General features: G+C 42.4%; 12 protein-coding genes. 5 read left to right on the top strand and 7 right to left on the bottom strand.

Going from position 1 to position 14,309, the window contains the following annotated elements; translation table 11 throughout:
- Positions 1-4: 4 nt before the first annotated feature.
- Positions 5-457 carry a VOC family protein gene (locus HYI04_RS10865; RefSeq protein ID WP_178896152.1) on the top strand — a complete coding sequence of 151 codons (453 nt, stop codon included), beginning with the start codon at positions 5-7 and terminating at the stop codon, positions 455-457.
- Between the two features lie 14 nt (positions 458-471).
- Here the strand turns inward: HYI04_RS10865 and HYI04_RS10860 are convergent, their stop codons facing one another.
- From HYI04_RS10860 to HYI04_RS10835, 6 genes are all read right to left on the bottom strand, one after another.
- The gene (locus HYI04_RS10860) at positions 472-825 is read right to left on the bottom strand and encodes a multidrug efflux SMR transporter (protein ID WP_010327442.1); all 354 of its coding nucleotides are present in this window, start codon (positions 823-825) and stop codon (positions 472-474) included.
- Between the two features lie 103 nt (positions 826-928).
- Complete coding sequence (locus HYI04_RS10855; protein ID WP_010327443.1) at positions 929-1,414, bottom strand: DUF934 domain-containing protein; 486 nt, start codon at positions 1,412-1,414, stop codon at positions 929-931.
- Positions 1,407-3,050 carry a nitrite/sulfite reductase gene (locus HYI04_RS10850; RefSeq protein WP_004695142.1) on the bottom strand — a complete coding sequence of 548 codons (1,644 nt, stop codon included), beginning with the start codon at positions 3,048-3,050 and terminating at the stop codon, positions 1,407-1,409. The genes HYI04_RS10855 and HYI04_RS10850 overlap by 8 nt, the downstream gene beginning before the upstream one ends.
- Positions 3,051-3,430: 380 nt before the next feature.
- Positions 3,431-5,833, bottom strand: a complete 2,403-nt coding sequence (locus HYI04_RS10845) for a glucose/quinate/shikimate family membrane-bound PQQ-dependent dehydrogenase (protein WP_010327444.1) — start codon at positions 5,831-5,833, stop codon at positions 3,431-3,433.
- 184 nt (positions 5,834-6,017) lie between these two features.
- Positions 6,018-7,292, bottom strand: coding sequence for a carbohydrate porin (locus tag HYI04_RS10840; RefSeq protein WP_010327445.1), 1,275 nt, complete (start codon positions 7,290-7,292; stop codon positions 6,018-6,020).
- Between the two features lie 119 nt (positions 7,293-7,411).
- Positions 7,412-8,530, bottom strand: a complete 1,119-nt coding sequence (locus HYI04_RS10835) for a CaiB/BaiF CoA-transferase family protein (protein ID WP_010327446.1) — start codon at positions 8,528-8,530, stop codon at positions 7,412-7,414.
- 209 nt (positions 8,531-8,739) lie between these two features.
- On the opposite strand from HYI04_RS10835, the gene HYI04_RS10830 reads away from it, so the two are divergent.
- The 4 genes from HYI04_RS10830 (at position 8,740) to HYI04_RS10815 (ending at position 13,820) form a co-directional block, all read left to right on the top strand.
- Positions 8,740-9,750 (top strand): AraC family transcriptional regulator, encoded by a 1,011-nt coding sequence (locus HYI04_RS10830; protein WP_004695134.1) that lies wholly within the window; start codon positions 8,740-8,742, stop codon positions 9,748-9,750.
- A gap of 190 nt (positions 9,751-9,940) precedes the next feature.
- Positions 9,941-11,146 (top strand): acetyl-CoA C-acetyltransferase, encoded by a 1,206-nt coding sequence (locus tag HYI04_RS10825; RefSeq protein ID WP_010327447.1) that lies wholly within the window; start codon positions 9,941-9,943, stop codon positions 11,144-11,146.
- A gap of 11 nt (positions 11,147-11,157) precedes the next feature.
- Positions 11,158-13,290 (top strand): 3-hydroxyacyl-CoA dehydrogenase NAD-binding domain-containing protein, encoded by a 2,133-nt coding sequence (locus HYI04_RS10820; protein ID WP_010327448.1) that lies wholly within the window; start codon positions 11,158-11,160, stop codon positions 13,288-13,290.
- 188 nt (positions 13,291-13,478) lie between these two features.
- Positions 13,479-13,820: a hypothetical protein gene (locus tag HYI04_RS10815; RefSeq protein WP_010327449.1), complete on the top strand. Its 342-nt coding sequence runs from the start codon at positions 13,479-13,481 to the stop codon at positions 13,818-13,820.
- A 32-nt stretch (positions 13,821-13,852) separates the two neighbouring features.
- On the opposite strand, the gene HYI04_RS10810 is transcribed toward HYI04_RS10815, so the two are convergent.
- Positions 13,853-14,287, bottom strand: a complete 435-nt coding sequence (locus tag HYI04_RS10810; RefSeq protein WP_010327450.1) for a GNAT family N-acetyltransferase — start codon at positions 14,285-14,287, stop codon at positions 13,853-13,855.
- Positions 14,288-14,309: the final 22 nt, after the last annotated feature.

The following is a 14,309-nucleotide window of genomic DNA, read 5'->3' as shown; positions in this document are numbered from 1 at the left end:
GACAATGCAACTGAATCACTACCTCAACTTTGATGGTCAAACTGAAGCCGCTTTTAATTTTTACAAATCTGTCTTTGGTGGAGAGTTTGCAACGTTTATGCGTTATGGAGACTTACCTTCAGATGAAAGTTCAGTCACCCTTTCCGAAGCTGACCAACAAAAAATCATGCATGTTTCGCTTCCCATCAATGCCAGCACGATTCTGATGGCTTCGGATACCAATGATCAGTTTTGCGCTCAAAGCAATACCGTCTTTACTGTAGGCAACAACCACTATATTTCCATTAACTTAGATGCCCATGAACAAGCCGATGCAAAACGCTTATTTGATGCACTTTCAGTCAATGGAAAAATAGAAATGCCTCTAGAGAAAACGTTTTGGGGCGCACTCTATGGTGCATTTACCGATCAGTTTGGAATTAAATGGATGGTGAATTGCCAATTAGAAGAAGGATAAAAGCTTTTTTCTTTTTAAACATCAATATTTGAAAATTGCGCAATAATAGTGAGCCCCACGGTAATAAAACCTATACCGAGCCATCCAGCCAAATCGATGCTCTGTCCTAAAAATGCTTTAGCAAGAAGTGCTGTGGCAATGACACCAATGCCAGACCACAGCACATATAAAATTCCCGCTTGCATAAATTTTAAAGCATAGGCTGCACACGCAAAAGAAATCATATAAAGCACCAGTGCAATGCCTTGATCCAATTTATTGACCAAGCCATTACCTTTTGCGGAATAAAAAGTCGAAAGCACATCTGTAGCAATAGCAATAAGTAGCCAAATGACACCGGGATTAATTTTTGCAAAAAGTGCCATCATGTCCAATTTACCTGCTTCTTTTTCTTCAATTTATTCATCAAAAATGCTGCGTATAAATACAAAAAAGCTGAACCGAAGTCCAGCTTTTTATTCACTTGAAAATTTAAGCGCCCGTTTGATAACTGGCTTGTGCAACGGCTGTTGATGCTTGATACGGATTTCGAAAATCATTTAAACCCGCAGCAGCTTCAAGAATGTCTTTACCTTCTTTAATAACAAAGGTATCAAAGCCTGAACGTTTCATGTAGTTCAAGACATCTTTAAACACATCACCCGTTGCGCGTAGTTCGCCTTGGAAACCTTGACGGCGTAATAACGCTGCAAATGAATAGCCACGACCATCGTTAAAACCCGCAAAATCAATAAAGATGGCATCTAGCTGATCTAAAGGGAAATCATGCGTTTCAGGAGAGGCATCAACTGTAACAAGGAGTGCTTTTTTACCTGAAACTTCAGCCAATTGATCTAACTGCTCAACCGTTAAAACCACATCACCTTGCGGTAAAACACCATCTTCACCAATCACTTGATAAGTATTGTCTGCAATCGAGCCATCTTTAGAGAGGACTTGTAGTGCTAGATTAAGCATATGCACGCTCCTTAAAGGGTTGAATGCCCACACGGCGATAAGTATCGATGAATTCTTCACCCTCAGCACGAAGGTCAAGATAGGTATTTAAAATCTCTTCAACGATATCTGGCACAACTTCAGCTGCAAATGATGGGCCTAGAATGTCACCAATTGAAGCATCATGATCGGCATTACCACCCAAAGTGATTTGGTAGAACTCAGCGCCTTTTTTGTCCACACCTAAAATACCGATATTCCCCACATGGTGGTGACCACAGGCATTCATACAACCTGAAATATTCAGATCAAGTTTGCCAAGGTTATAAATGGTATCTAAGTCATCAAAACGACGTGAAATCGCTTCTGAAATAGGAATTGATTTCGCATTTGCCAGTGAACAGAAGTCACCGCCTGGGCAGCAAATAATGTCGGTTAAGAAACCAATGTGCGCACGAGCTAAATTGTTTTTCTCAAGAATAGTCCACAATTCAAATAAATCTTTCTGCGGAACATCCACCAAAGAAATATTTTGCTCATGCGTGGTCCGCAGTTCACCAAAGGTGTATTTGTCTGCAAGGTCTGCAATCAAATTCATCTCTTCCGTGGTCACGTCACCCGGTGCAATACCCGTACGTTTCAACGAAATCGTTACAATACGGTAGCCCTTCACTTTGTGAGCATTGGTGTTGATATTGAACCACTGTTTGAATTTTGGATGTGCAGCAAACTGTTCAGAAAAATCTTCGTCTGCATAATCTTGATAATCAAACGGTATAAATTCTTCGTCTAATTTCTGCAAAATTTCAGGCTGAATTTTTAAAGTTTTAATGGTATGCGCAAACTCAGCTTCGACTTTTTCAGCAAAGACTTGAGGCGTCAACGCTTTCACCAAAATCTTAATACGTGCTTTGTATTTATTATCACGGCGACCGTGCAAGTTATAAACACGCAGTACGGCTTCTAAATAGGCAATCAGGTCTTCACGTGGCAAGAAGTCACGAATGAAACTACCAATCACAGGGGTACGACCTAAGCCACCACCGACTTTAATTTTATAGCCGATCTCACCCGCTTCATTTTTAACGATATACACCCCAATATCATGGAATGAGGTCGCTGCACGATCAGTTTCTTCAAGTGCTGATACCGCAATCTTGAACTTACGTGGCAAGAAAGCAAATTCTGGGTGGAAGGTTGACCATTGACGGATCAATTCACACGTTGGACGTGGATCAGCCACTTCACCAGCAACCACACCTGCATATTGGTCTGTAGTCGTGTTACGAATACAGTTACCCGAAGTTTGGATTGCATGCATTTGTACAGAAGCTAGCTCTTGAAGCATGTCTGGAACATTTTCTAGCGCAGGCCAGTTAAACTGAATATTCTGACGGGTTGAAACGTGTGCATAACCACGGTCAAACTCAGTTGCAAGTTCTGCAACTTTGCGCAATTGCGTTGAGTTCATTAAGCCATAAGGCACAGCAATACGTAACATTGGCGCATAGCGTTGTACATAGAGACCGTTTTGAAGACGTAATGGGCGGTACTCATCTTCAGTGAGTTTTCCAGCTAAATAACGTTCCGTTTGGTCACGGAACTGTGCAACACGTTCATTGATCAGTTGCTGATCGAAATCAGTATATAAATACATGGCGTACAGCTAGTAGTTTCATTATAACGGCTGACAGCATAACGAGATTTAAACTATCAACAAAATGCGTTTTTTACATATTTCATAGCTGTTTTATTGATAAGGATAAGTAGATGTACTGTTTGTCCCTAATCCTAAAGGTTTTTTCTGATTAAAGTATTTTTTATTAGATACTTATACATTATTCAGCTAACTCCGTTCAGCCTATCACATACACACTAACCAATGCATTGCTACCGCATAAATTTTAAACCTGGCTTTCTGGGCAGATCTCAATTTTTCTATTGCTTCCTCGTTCTCACTTTACCCTTTTAAACCGATTGCACATAAAAATAGCCTGACGAATCAGGCTATTTGAAAGTTTAAATGACTACAAAAGATTATTTTGCATCGGGTAAGGCATATGCCACCAAAGCATCTCCCATCTTGGTCCCAAATGAACCATGACCACCCGCCATAATGACCACATACTGCTTACCATTGGCTTCATAGGTCATTGGTGTAGCTTGACCGCCCGCTGGTAGACGACCTTTCCAAAGTTCATCACCATTGGTCACATTGATGGCACGGATATAATTATCCTGCGTACCACCGACAAACATCACATTCCCCGCAGTTGAGATTGAACCACCAAGCATAGGCACCCCCATTTTAAATGGTGGTAATTGAATCCCCGGTAAGCTGTCACGGATTGTACCAATACGACGTTTCCATGCAACTTCGTGAGTATTTAAATCCACACCCGCCACAAAGCCCCAAGCAGGCTGTTTACATGGCAAACCAAATGGAGACAAGAACGCACTGATCTCTACACCGTAAGGCACACCATACATCGGTTGTACACCCGCTTCGGTGCCTGCACCTTTGGCTGTTTTCGGACGGTTTGGATCGGCTGGAATGAGTCGAGAAACAAACGGTAAACCGATTGGGTTCATCACCGCGATTTGACGATCAGGGTTAACGGACATACCGCCCCATTCAAATACACCCAAGTTGCCTGGGAAAACTAAAGTTCCATTTTCTGAAGGTGGGGTATAAATACCGTCATAGTTCAGTTTGTGGAAAGACACACGGCACATCAACTGGTCAAACATGGTTGCACCCCACATTTGCTTATCCGTCAGTTTCTCTTTTGGCGCAAGGTCAAAGTCAGAGAAAGGTTGTGTCGCAGAGTAACGCTCACCTTTGGTTTGCGGCCCACGTTTCACTGTTTGTGGTACAGGTTTTTCCGTAATTGGAACAATGGCTGCACCAGTACGACGGTCTAGAACAAAGGCATTGCCCGTTTTCGTTAATACGTAAATGGCAGGAACCATTTTGCCTGACTTATCTTTAATATCCGTCAATGTCGGCTGTGATGGTACATCCATATCCCACAAATCATGATGCGTGGTTTGGAAGTTCCACACCAACTTACCTGTTGAAGCATTCAGTGCCAGCATTGAGTTAGCATAACGCTCATGCAACTCAGTACGGTTACCGCCCCAAATATCTGGCGTACCCACACCCGTTGGAATGTAAACCATATCCAAGGCTGCATCATAGGCTAATGGTGCCCATGCATTCGGTGAGTTTTGAACATACTTTTGACCCGGAGCGGGAATCGCATTTGGATCTTCGGCACCTGTGTCAAAGACCCACAACAATGCGCCGGTATTCACATCATAACCACGAATCACACCTGAAGGTTCTTCAGTTGAATAGTTATCTGTGGTTGAACCCGCAATAATAATCGTCGTGCCTGTGACCACAGGTGGAGAAGTTGGGATATAACCACCCGGATAAGGGAATGGCATATCTTTTTGTAAGTCGACTTCACCATTTTTACCAAAGTCCGTACAACGCTCACCAGTATCAGCATTGATGGCAACCAAACGACCATCATTGACAGGTAAGATTACTTTACGTGGGCACAACTCAGACGATGACTTTTTATGTTGCAAGCTGGCTTCAAAACCAACTGTATTGTTCGCATCATAATAAGACACGCCACGACAGGTTAAATGCTGAAAAGTATTGTCCGATTTCAACTTCGGATCAAAAGTCCATTTCGCCTTACCTGTCGCTGGGTCGAGGGCAACCAGTTTTTGGTGCGTGGTACAGATATACATATTGTCCCCAACTTTAATTGGGGTGACCTGATTGGTGGTTTCACCAGAGTCATTTTCTGTTTTAAAGTCACCTGTGTTATAGGTCCAAGCCACTTTTAAATCTTTAACATTCTCAGAATTAATTTGCGTTAAAGGAGAATAGCGCAAACCAGACTGAGTACGACCATAAGCAGGCCAGTCGCCATCAGCAACACCCGGAATGGACTGTGCGGTTGCAGGTTGCTTGCTGCTCAGTTCACCTCGAATTTCTTGAGGATCATTAAACACAGCAAAAATCATCACGGCAATAGTCACCGCCAGTGAACCTGTTAAAACTAGTTTTGCACTTTTAGCATTGTCAAAACCGCGTGTGACCGCTGGAATGAGTAGCCATAAACCAAATAAACCAAGGATATCTAAGCGTGGCGCCAAGGCAAAGAAGTCTGAACCCACTTCCCATAAGCCCCAAATCACTGTACCCAAGACCAACAACGCATAAACGATTAATGCCGTACTTTTTAATTTTTGCAGTAGAACTGCAGTCGCGATGAAGAGTAAACCTGCAATGATGTAGTACCAAGACCCACCAAGCACTGCAAGATAAATCCCTCCTATCAGCAGGACTAAACCAAAGATCACAGCAATCACAGCTGTAAAAGTTTTAAGTCCTGAACCTGAAGACGGAGTACTCATATTGACCACCTTTTCCTTAGATTCTGTTAAAAGCTCGTATCGTTTTAATATCGATATGAACACCTAGACAGTTTTTAGATTTTAAGTATCTGTCCAAACGACTTATTTCGAACAGTTTTATGCTTTGAACAACCGTTAAAAGTTTTTATCAACCTTGCTGGACAAATACTTATCGATCTAGAAACTAAAATGCGGTCTGGAATTTAATTCCGCCGACCCATGCATTTTCACCATTTTTATATGCGCCTACATGGCGGATATATTGGATATTGGGACGAATGGTTAACCAGTTGGCTGCATGAATACCGTAGTAAATCTCGGCATCATACTCTTCACTTTGTAAACGGGCTTTGACGCTGTTATTGACAATATTCGCGTCATTGACATCATCATTGATATTAATACGGGCTAGGCCAATCGCGATTTCATCTTGAGGGCGGGTATCAAAAGCGCCTTTATAGACCAAACCAATGTTCTGCATGTCACGAACCTTATTGGTATCTGAATCATGTAGCGTGAGATTCACAAAACCTGTTAAACCGCGCGCGGCATTACCATGATGTGCTGTGAATTGTTGCTTGGCAACAACCCAGCCGCCTTGTTTATGTGAGGTTTGCTGTGGGTTTTGAATGTCTGTGGCATCTGCCGAACTGTAGTAATAACCCGCACGATATTCACCAGGTAACTTATTTACACCTACAGCAGGTTGCCACACCACTTCAGCAGGAATAATGGCTCCCTGCGAACCGTCAGTACTTAAGTTCCAGCCTTTGCCACGTTCTAAGTTTTCAGGGTTATATTCATACACCCCGACTTGTGCATACAGGTCTGGCCGAAGGTTATATTTGACTCGTGCAGCCCATTGGCTGACAGGCCAGTTGTACCACTGGTCACCGACCCAGTTACCAACTTGAGAGCCACAGAGCGCAAGGTTTTGGAAATCACAGTCGAAACTGTTGAAATCTTCCCCTTCACCAAAACGACCGACTTTGATGTCTAACTTTTGATCCATGAACTTTTTCTTAATCCACAAATCCGTTAAACGCCACGTCTGTCCACGTCCCCACACTTCTTGAGTGGAACTTAAATGTCCATCTAAAGCATCGGATGTTTGAGAAAGTGAACGCCCATTGCGTTCGGTAATGGTGATTTGAGCCTCAGTATCCTGCCAACCCAAAATCTTGTCTAAATCGAAGTGTGTACCAAATGCAAACTGGTCTGCATATTCGGTACCATGACTTGAAGAATGCGAGGCATCGAGCAACGTTGCCATTTCACCCGTATAACCAAAGCTAAAGTCGTAGCCTTTTTGCTGCAATGCGCTGCGCTGACCATTCCAGTCACCCAGCATCCAAGGGCTTTCTGCCTCAAAGGCATTTGCAGCATACACACTTTGAAAGCAGCAACTGAGCGCTAAGAGACTGAGGTTAAAACACCAACTTCTTTTACATTTATTCATAATTGGTGACCTTTCTTACAAAATTACAACTAATCGATATGATACGCTTTATTTGTATAAAAACCCATTTTATGACGTTTTTTTGTTTTAAATATATTCAAATTATCGCTATATGATATTTATAAAGAATCAAAACCGAGCGGTTTGCCTATAAATTCATATCTTATTTTTGAACGTGAAAACTTAATTGGACAAGCTAATTGTTGTTCGCTTTTTGTACTCCCCTCTTGTAAAGGTACAGAAACCACCCATGCACGATCTTTGGCTAACTGCGAATCGAGTGCTTCATCCAACTTTAATACGGGCTCAACGCAGACATCTTGCTGCTGAAAAATTGCATTCCACGTGGCAAAATCTTGGGTTTTAATTTTGTCTTTTATTGCTTGTTTCACCACCTGACGGTCATCAGTTGCCAATGAGGCTCCTTTTTCAGCCACAATCGGCAATTCTAAAATTTGTGCCAACCCATATAAAAACTGTGGCTCTAAACTCCCAATCGATAAATAACGTCCATCTTGCGTTTCATAATAGTCATAAAAAGTCGCACCATTGAGATAGCTTTGCTCGGGCCCTTGTTTTTCCTGCCCTGCTAAGCTCGCAGCTGCGGCCATGCTGCTGAGCCCTACTACACAGTCGGTCATGGAAATATCAATATACTGCCCCAAACCACTCCGCTGTCTTTCAATTACTGCGGCTAAAATTCCAATCACACTATGCAAAGAGCCACCTGCAATATCCGCAATTTGAATCCCCATTGGTGGTGGTCCACTGTGCTGTCGGCCACTATGTCCCGCGATCCCTGACAAAGCCACATAGTTGATATCGTGTCCTGCTTTATTTTGATACCCTCCTGTTTGCCCATAACCCGTAATGGAACAATAGATCAAGCGCGGATTAATTTCAGATAAGGTCTGATAATCGAGCCCTAATCTTTGCATCACACCTGGACGGAATTGTTCAATCACAATGTCATAGTCTGAAATTTTCGATTTGATCAGTTCAATATTGGCAGGATCTTTCAAATCCAGAGCGACAGCATGCTTATTTCGGTTGAGATAACTATGTGCAGTGGCCTGTCCATTGGCATAAGGTGGCATTAAACGGATCAGATCGGGGCGGGTTGGAGACTCGATGTGGATCACTTCTGCACCTAAGTCTGCTAAGTACATTGTTGCAAAAGGTCCGGGTAAAAGTGTAGAAAAATCGAGAACTTTCAATCCTTTCAATGCCATATCCATGTTTATTTTCTCTTTTTATGTTGATTTTTTAGCTATTTTAGAAATATAAAAGCAACAAAACAATGTCATGTTCAGCCATTTACCTTGATCATTTCGGCAATTTAACATGTAAAAAGGCAAAAAACTTTAGTGTAAATTGCCTAAAATACTTTTTTTAGCGTCATTTAGGTCAAACGCAAGTGAATATAAAAGAGACTGAAGGATTAAATATGAGCCGCGATACCATTAGTATCCATTTCGTCAATGCGGCTTTAACTGGCGTAAAACGTCTCGGCATGGATGTCGAAACATTACTTTCTCACGTAGGGATTGAGGCAGAACTGCTGCGTCAACCTAAAGCCCGTATTTCTCCAGAACAATATACTCGCTTCGTTAAAATGTTATGGATGGTGACCCAAGACGAACATGTTGGCTTCGATAAGCAACCACGTCGTTTAGGTACGTTTGCCATCATGTGTCAGCTGATTATTCATGCCAAAACCTTAGGTGATGCTTTAGAACTGTCTTCACAGTTTTATAAACTGTTTGGCGATGAGTGGTCGGTGACATTAGAGCGCGACAAGCATGAAGCTCGTCTTGTTCCTCAGATTCCGAAATCGATGGACCCAGATCACTTCATTACCGAAAGTATGCTGATGATTTGGCATGGTCTCGCATCTTGGTTGATTGAACGTCGTTTACCGCTAGAACGTGTGCACTTTGGGTATGAACGTCCAACCCATGCAGATGAGTACGATGCTCTGTTCTTCGCACCTGTGATGCAGTTCGACATGCCGCGTACCGAAATCACTTTTGCGGCAGATTATTTGGACTTACCAATTCGTCAAAATGAAGAAACGTTAGAAGAGTTTTTAAAAGCCGCGCCTGCACAGTTGTTGGTGAAATTTAAAAACACCAACTCACTCACTTCACGTATTCGTGATGTATTGAAGAGTCAAATTGGTGAGGAAATGCCAACCCTGAATGATGTGGCTTCTATGCTGTATTTATCTCCACAAACGCTGCGTCGCCGCTTAGCTGCTGAAGGTAAAAGTTACCAAGGTGTGAAAGATGCATTACGTCGTGATGCCGCAATCCACCTACTGTTAAATCCGGGTTTAACTTTAGAAGATGTAGCACAGCAAGTAGGCTTTAGTGAAACCAGTACCTTCCACCGTGCTTTTAAAAAATGGACTGGGGTTACACCCGGTTTATATCGCCAACTACACGGCTATCACTAATTTTTTAGTTTGACGACGGTTCGGCACATTGCTAAACCCAAGATTTCGATCTTGGGTTTTTTTATGCCCAAATCTTCAGTCTATTGGCAAAAAGACTCATCTGACCTGACCCGTTCTAGTCATTGCATCACGGCCATTAATTTGTACACTCAAATGCATAACAACTTAAAAGTCATAAAAAGGAACAGCTATGCGCGAGGCTTATATCATTGACGCCATTCGCACACCACGCGGAAAAGGAAAGAAAGATGGTTCACTGCATGAAGTGAAACCGATTACGCTATTGACCACATTGTTGAATGAATTGAAAGATCGTCATCATTTAGATACTTCTAAAGTAGATGATATTGTATTGGGTTGTGTCACGCCTATTGCAGACCAAGGTGGTGATATTGCTAAAACTGCGGCAATCGCAGCGGGTTGGGATAATGATGTTGCAGGTGTGCAAATTAACCGTTTTTGTGCATCAGGTTTAGAAGCCGTAAACATGGCTGCGCAAAAAGTACGTTCAGGTTGGGAAGACATTGTTGTTGCAGGTGGTGTTGAGTCAATGTCACGTATTGCAATGGGTTCAGATGGTGGCCCGTGGGCATTAGACCCTGAAACCAATTTAAAATCACACTTCGTTCCGCAAGGGATTGGTGCAGATTTAATTGCAACATTGGATGGTTATACACGTTCAGATGTCGACGCATTTGCTGCAAATTCGCAACGTAAAGCGGCAGCAGCACAAGCTGCGGGTTATTTCAATCAATCAGTGGTTGCGATCAAAGACAAAGCAGGCGTGACCATTTTAGATCAAGATGAATTTATTAAACCGTCAACAACAGCAGATGGTTTAGCAAAACTCAATCCAAGTTTTGAAATGATGGGTGCAATGGGTTTTGATGCGATTGCATTACAACAATATCCAGAAGCACAAAAAATTAACCATGTGCATCACGCAGGAAACTCATCGGGTATTGTCGATGGTGCGGCACTTGTATTACTTGCTTCCGAGAAAGCGGTCAAAGAACAAGGTTTAAAACCGCGTGCCAAAGTATTGGCGACTGCATTGGTGGGTTCGGATCCAACCATTATGCTGACAGGGCCTGCACCTGCTGCTCGTAAAGCATTGGCAAAAGCTGGTTTAACGATTGACGATATTGATCTATTTGAAGTCAATGAAGCCTTTGCATCTGTGGTGATGCGTTTTATGACAGAATTAAAAGTGCCTGCTGAAAAAATCAATGTGAATGGTGGTGCAATTGCGATGGGACATCCATTGGGGGCGACGGGCGCAATGATTCTCGGAACATTACTGGATGAATTAGAGCGTCAGGGCAAAAAGCGTGGCTTGGCAACATTATGTGTGGGTGGTGGCATGGGTATTGCGACCATTATTGAGTTGGTATAAGGAGAATAATAATGAGCGCAATTCAATATTTAAAAAATGACGATGGCATTATTATTCTAACTTTGGATTCTCCAAACCAATCTGTAAATACCATGAATGGTGATTTCCGTGTGGCTTTGGAAAATATTGTTTCTAAACTGAAATCTGAAACTTCTATTACGGGAATTATTTTCCGTTCAGCGAAAAAAACTTTTTTTGCAGGCGGTGATTTGGATGAGCTAATCCAAGCACGTTTGGAAGATGCCACACCTTTTTTTGAAATGATTCAGAAAATGAAAGCAGAGTTTCGTTATATCGAAACTTTAGGTGTTCCTGTGGTTGCAGCATTGAATGGTACGGCTTTAGGTGGCGGTTGGGAAATCGCTTTAGGCTGTCATGCACGTATTGCATTGAATGATCCTAAAACTAAATTTGGACTTCCAGAAGTAACTTTAGGTCTGCTGCCGGGTGGTGGTGGTATCGTGCGTATGGTACGCCTTTTAGGTCTACAAAATGCTTTTCCATTCTTAATGGAAGGTAAGCAGTTTGGTATAGATAAAGCAAAATCTCTTGGTTTAATCCAAGACACGGCGGAAACATCTGAAGAGTTGATGGATAAAGCCATCGCTTGGGTAAAAGAACATCCAAAGTCGCAACAACCGTTTGATGTAAAAGGTTATAAAATTCCGGGTGGTGATCCTAAAACACCTGTAGTTGCGCAAATGCTGGCGATTGCTCCTGCAATGCTCCGTGATAAAACCAAAGGTTGTTATCCTGCACCTGAAGCGATCATGGCAGCTGCGGTTGAAGGTACGCAAGTCGATGTGGATACGGCGCTGACTATTGAATCACGTTACTTTACTTATCTTGCCACAGGTCAAGTTTCAAAAAACATGATCGGTACTTTTTGGCATGGAATGAATGCAATTAAGGCAGGTGCGAGTCGTCCTAAAGACGTTGCAAAATGGCAAGCAAGCAAAGTCGGTGTACTTGGTGCAGGTATGATGGGGGCAGGTATTGCTTACTCTACAGCAATCAAAGGGGTTCCCGTTGTACTGAAAGATGTTTCTGTAGAAAATGCAGAAAAAGGTAAAGCCTATAGCCAAAAATTACTGGATAAAAAGGTCTCCCAAGGTCGTATGACCGCTGAAAAACGTGATCAGGTTTTAAGTTTAATTACTGCTACAGCATCTGTGGAAGATTTAAAAGGCTGTGATTTAATTATCGAAGCGGTATTTGAAAATCAAGAACTCAAAGCGAAAGTCACTCAAGAAGCCGAAGCATTCCTTGCAGAGGGCGGTGTGATGGCTTCAAATACTTCGACATTACCAATTACTGGTTTGGCAAATGCATCGAAAGATCAAGCAAACTTTATTGGTCTGCATTTCTTTAGTCCAGTCGATAAAATGCAATTGGTTGAAATCATTAAAGGTAAAAATACCTCTGCTGAAACTTTGGCAAAAGCATATGACTATGTACAGCAAATTGGCAAAATTCCGATTGTTGTGAATGACAGCCGTGGCTTCTTCACAAGTCGCGTATTTGGTACTTTTGTTCAGGAAGGTTTGCGTTTATTACATGAAGGTGTACACCCAGCTCGTATTGAAATGGCAGCACTTAAAGCAGGTATGCCCGTTGGCCCATTAGCCATTCAAGATGAAGTTGCATTAACACTTTCTGAACATGTTGCCAATGAAACCCGTAAGGCGCTTCAAGCTGAAGGTAAAGATTTACCGCGTTCAGGTGCAGATGATGTGATTCAAACCATGATTCATACTTTTGACCGTAAAGGTAAAGCTGCTGGTGCAGGTTTCTATGATTATCCAGAAGGTGGTAAAAAGCATCTTTGGGAAGGTTTGAAGCATTGGAAGCAAGATGTAGATATTTCTGAACAAGAAATGATAGACCGCTTCCTGTTTGTACAATCGCTAGATACCTTACGTTGTTATGAAGAAAATGTCCTTGAGTCTGTCATTGACGCCAATATCGGTTCGATCTTTGGGATTGGTTTTGCACCGTGGACAGGTGGTGCAATTCAGTTTTTAAATCAATATGGTTTAGACCAAGCTGTACAACGTGCCAGTGAACTTGAAGCGAAGTATGGTGAGCGTTTCAAAGCACCGCAACGTCTGGTTGAATCGGTGCCATCGGGTCAGATTCGCTAAAACTTCCACCTTAAAAAAGGGATCAGCAGATCCCTTTTTTGCACTCTCAGCACACAACAAAATTAACCTGCTGATTCAGCATCTAATTTTGACTTATTTTAGTGCATTCTTTTCAAGCCCGACACCGTTTTTTGTGTTATAAAGTTACATAGTTTTAGATTTATTTTTATTCAATTGGGCTGTTGCACATGACTGACAATACTTCTCCTGAAAAATCACCATGGGGTTGGAAAGCACTGATTATTGCTTTCATTTTAAGTGGAATTTTCTTAGGTATCTTCTACCTTGCGATCACCAATGAGCCTGACTATATGCCAAGTCAGCAAACGCAGCAAAACTCTCAGCAACATGCTTTTAAAAACGCGCCTGCAATGTCTGAAGAAGCGATGGCCAAAGCACAAGCGGATAAAGATGCGCGCGAAGCAAGAGCTCAAGCAGCTTCTGAAGATACCACAGAACATGCAACCGCTGATGAGTACGACATGAGTGCCGATGAACATGCGAAAATGTCATCTGAACATGGTCACTAATATGCTGTGACTAATAAAAAAGCCCTGAAAGATCAGGGCTTTTTTATGGATGATAAACGCATATGGATATGCGGAATGCCACAATCTAAATACTCCTCACCCTCTTGCATAAAGCCCAAAGCCTGATAGAACGCTTGCGCATGCACTTGAGAGGACAAGACTAAAAATGGACGCTGTTGCTGTTGGGCATATGCAATCACCGCCTGCATCAGGACTTTGCCCACGCCCAAACCACGATTTGACTTCAAAACTGCAACACGACCAATACTATGATTTTGCAAAAGTCGTGCGGTGGCGATGACTTGATCTTGCTCATAGACCACAAAATGAACTGCGATTTCATCTTGCTCATCCCATTCATATTCAGCAGCAATGTTTTGCTCTTGAATAAAGACCTGCTCACGAATCATTTTCGCAGCCCGTTGCGACTCTTCCCATGTTCCGTGCGTAATTCTCAAGCTTGGCATTTTCATTTCCCTATAAATCATC

The organism is Acinetobacter sp. SwsAc2 (genome assembly GCF_013391465.1).
GTDB lineage: Bacteria > Pseudomonadota > Gammaproteobacteria > Pseudomonadales > Moraxellaceae > Acinetobacter > Acinetobacter johnsonii.
The sequence above is the reverse complement of the archived record's forward strand: the minus strand, read 5'-3'. Positions and strand labels throughout refer to the sequence as shown.

Coding starts and splice junctions, on each gene's coding strand:
- HYI04_RS10865 (WP_178896152.1), top strand. CDS start 5: ATGCAACTGAATCACTACCTCAACTTTGATGGTCAAACTGAAGCCGCT.
- HYI04_RS10860 (WP_010327442.1), bottom strand. CDS start 825: ATGATGGCACTTTTTGCAAAAATTAATCCCGGTGTCATTTGGCTACTT.
- HYI04_RS10855 (WP_010327443.1), bottom strand. CDS start 1,414: ATGCTTAATCTAGCACTACAAGTCCTCTCTAAAGATGGCTCGATTGCA.
- HYI04_RS10850 (WP_004695142.1), bottom strand. CDS start 3,050: ATGTATTTATATACTGATTTCGATCAGCAACTGATCAATGAACGTGTT.
- HYI04_RS10845 (WP_010327444.1), bottom strand. CDS start 5,833: ATGAGTACTCCGTCTTCAGGTTCAGGACTTAAAACTTTTACAGCTGTG.
- HYI04_RS10840 (WP_010327445.1), bottom strand. CDS start 7,292: ATGAATAAATGTAAAAGAAGTTGGTGTTTTAACCTCAGTCTCTTAGCG.
- HYI04_RS10835 (WP_010327446.1), bottom strand. CDS start 8,530: ATGGATATGGCATTGAAAGGATTGAAAGTTCTCGATTTTTCTACACTT.
- HYI04_RS10830 (WP_004695134.1), top strand. CDS start 8,740: ATGAGCCGCGATACCATTAGTATCCATTTCGTCAATGCGGCTTTAACT.
- HYI04_RS10825 (WP_010327447.1), top strand. CDS start 9,941: ATGCGCGAGGCTTATATCATTGACGCCATTCGCACACCACGCGGAAAA.
- HYI04_RS10820 (WP_010327448.1), top strand. CDS start 11,158: ATGAGCGCAATTCAATATTTAAAAAATGACGATGGCATTATTATTCTA.
- HYI04_RS10815 (WP_010327449.1), top strand. CDS start 13,479: ATGACTGACAATACTTCTCCTGAAAAATCACCATGGGGTTGGAAAGCA.
- HYI04_RS10810 (WP_010327450.1), bottom strand. CDS start 14,287: ATGCCAAGCTTGAGAATTACGCACGGAACATGGGAAGAGTCGCAACGG.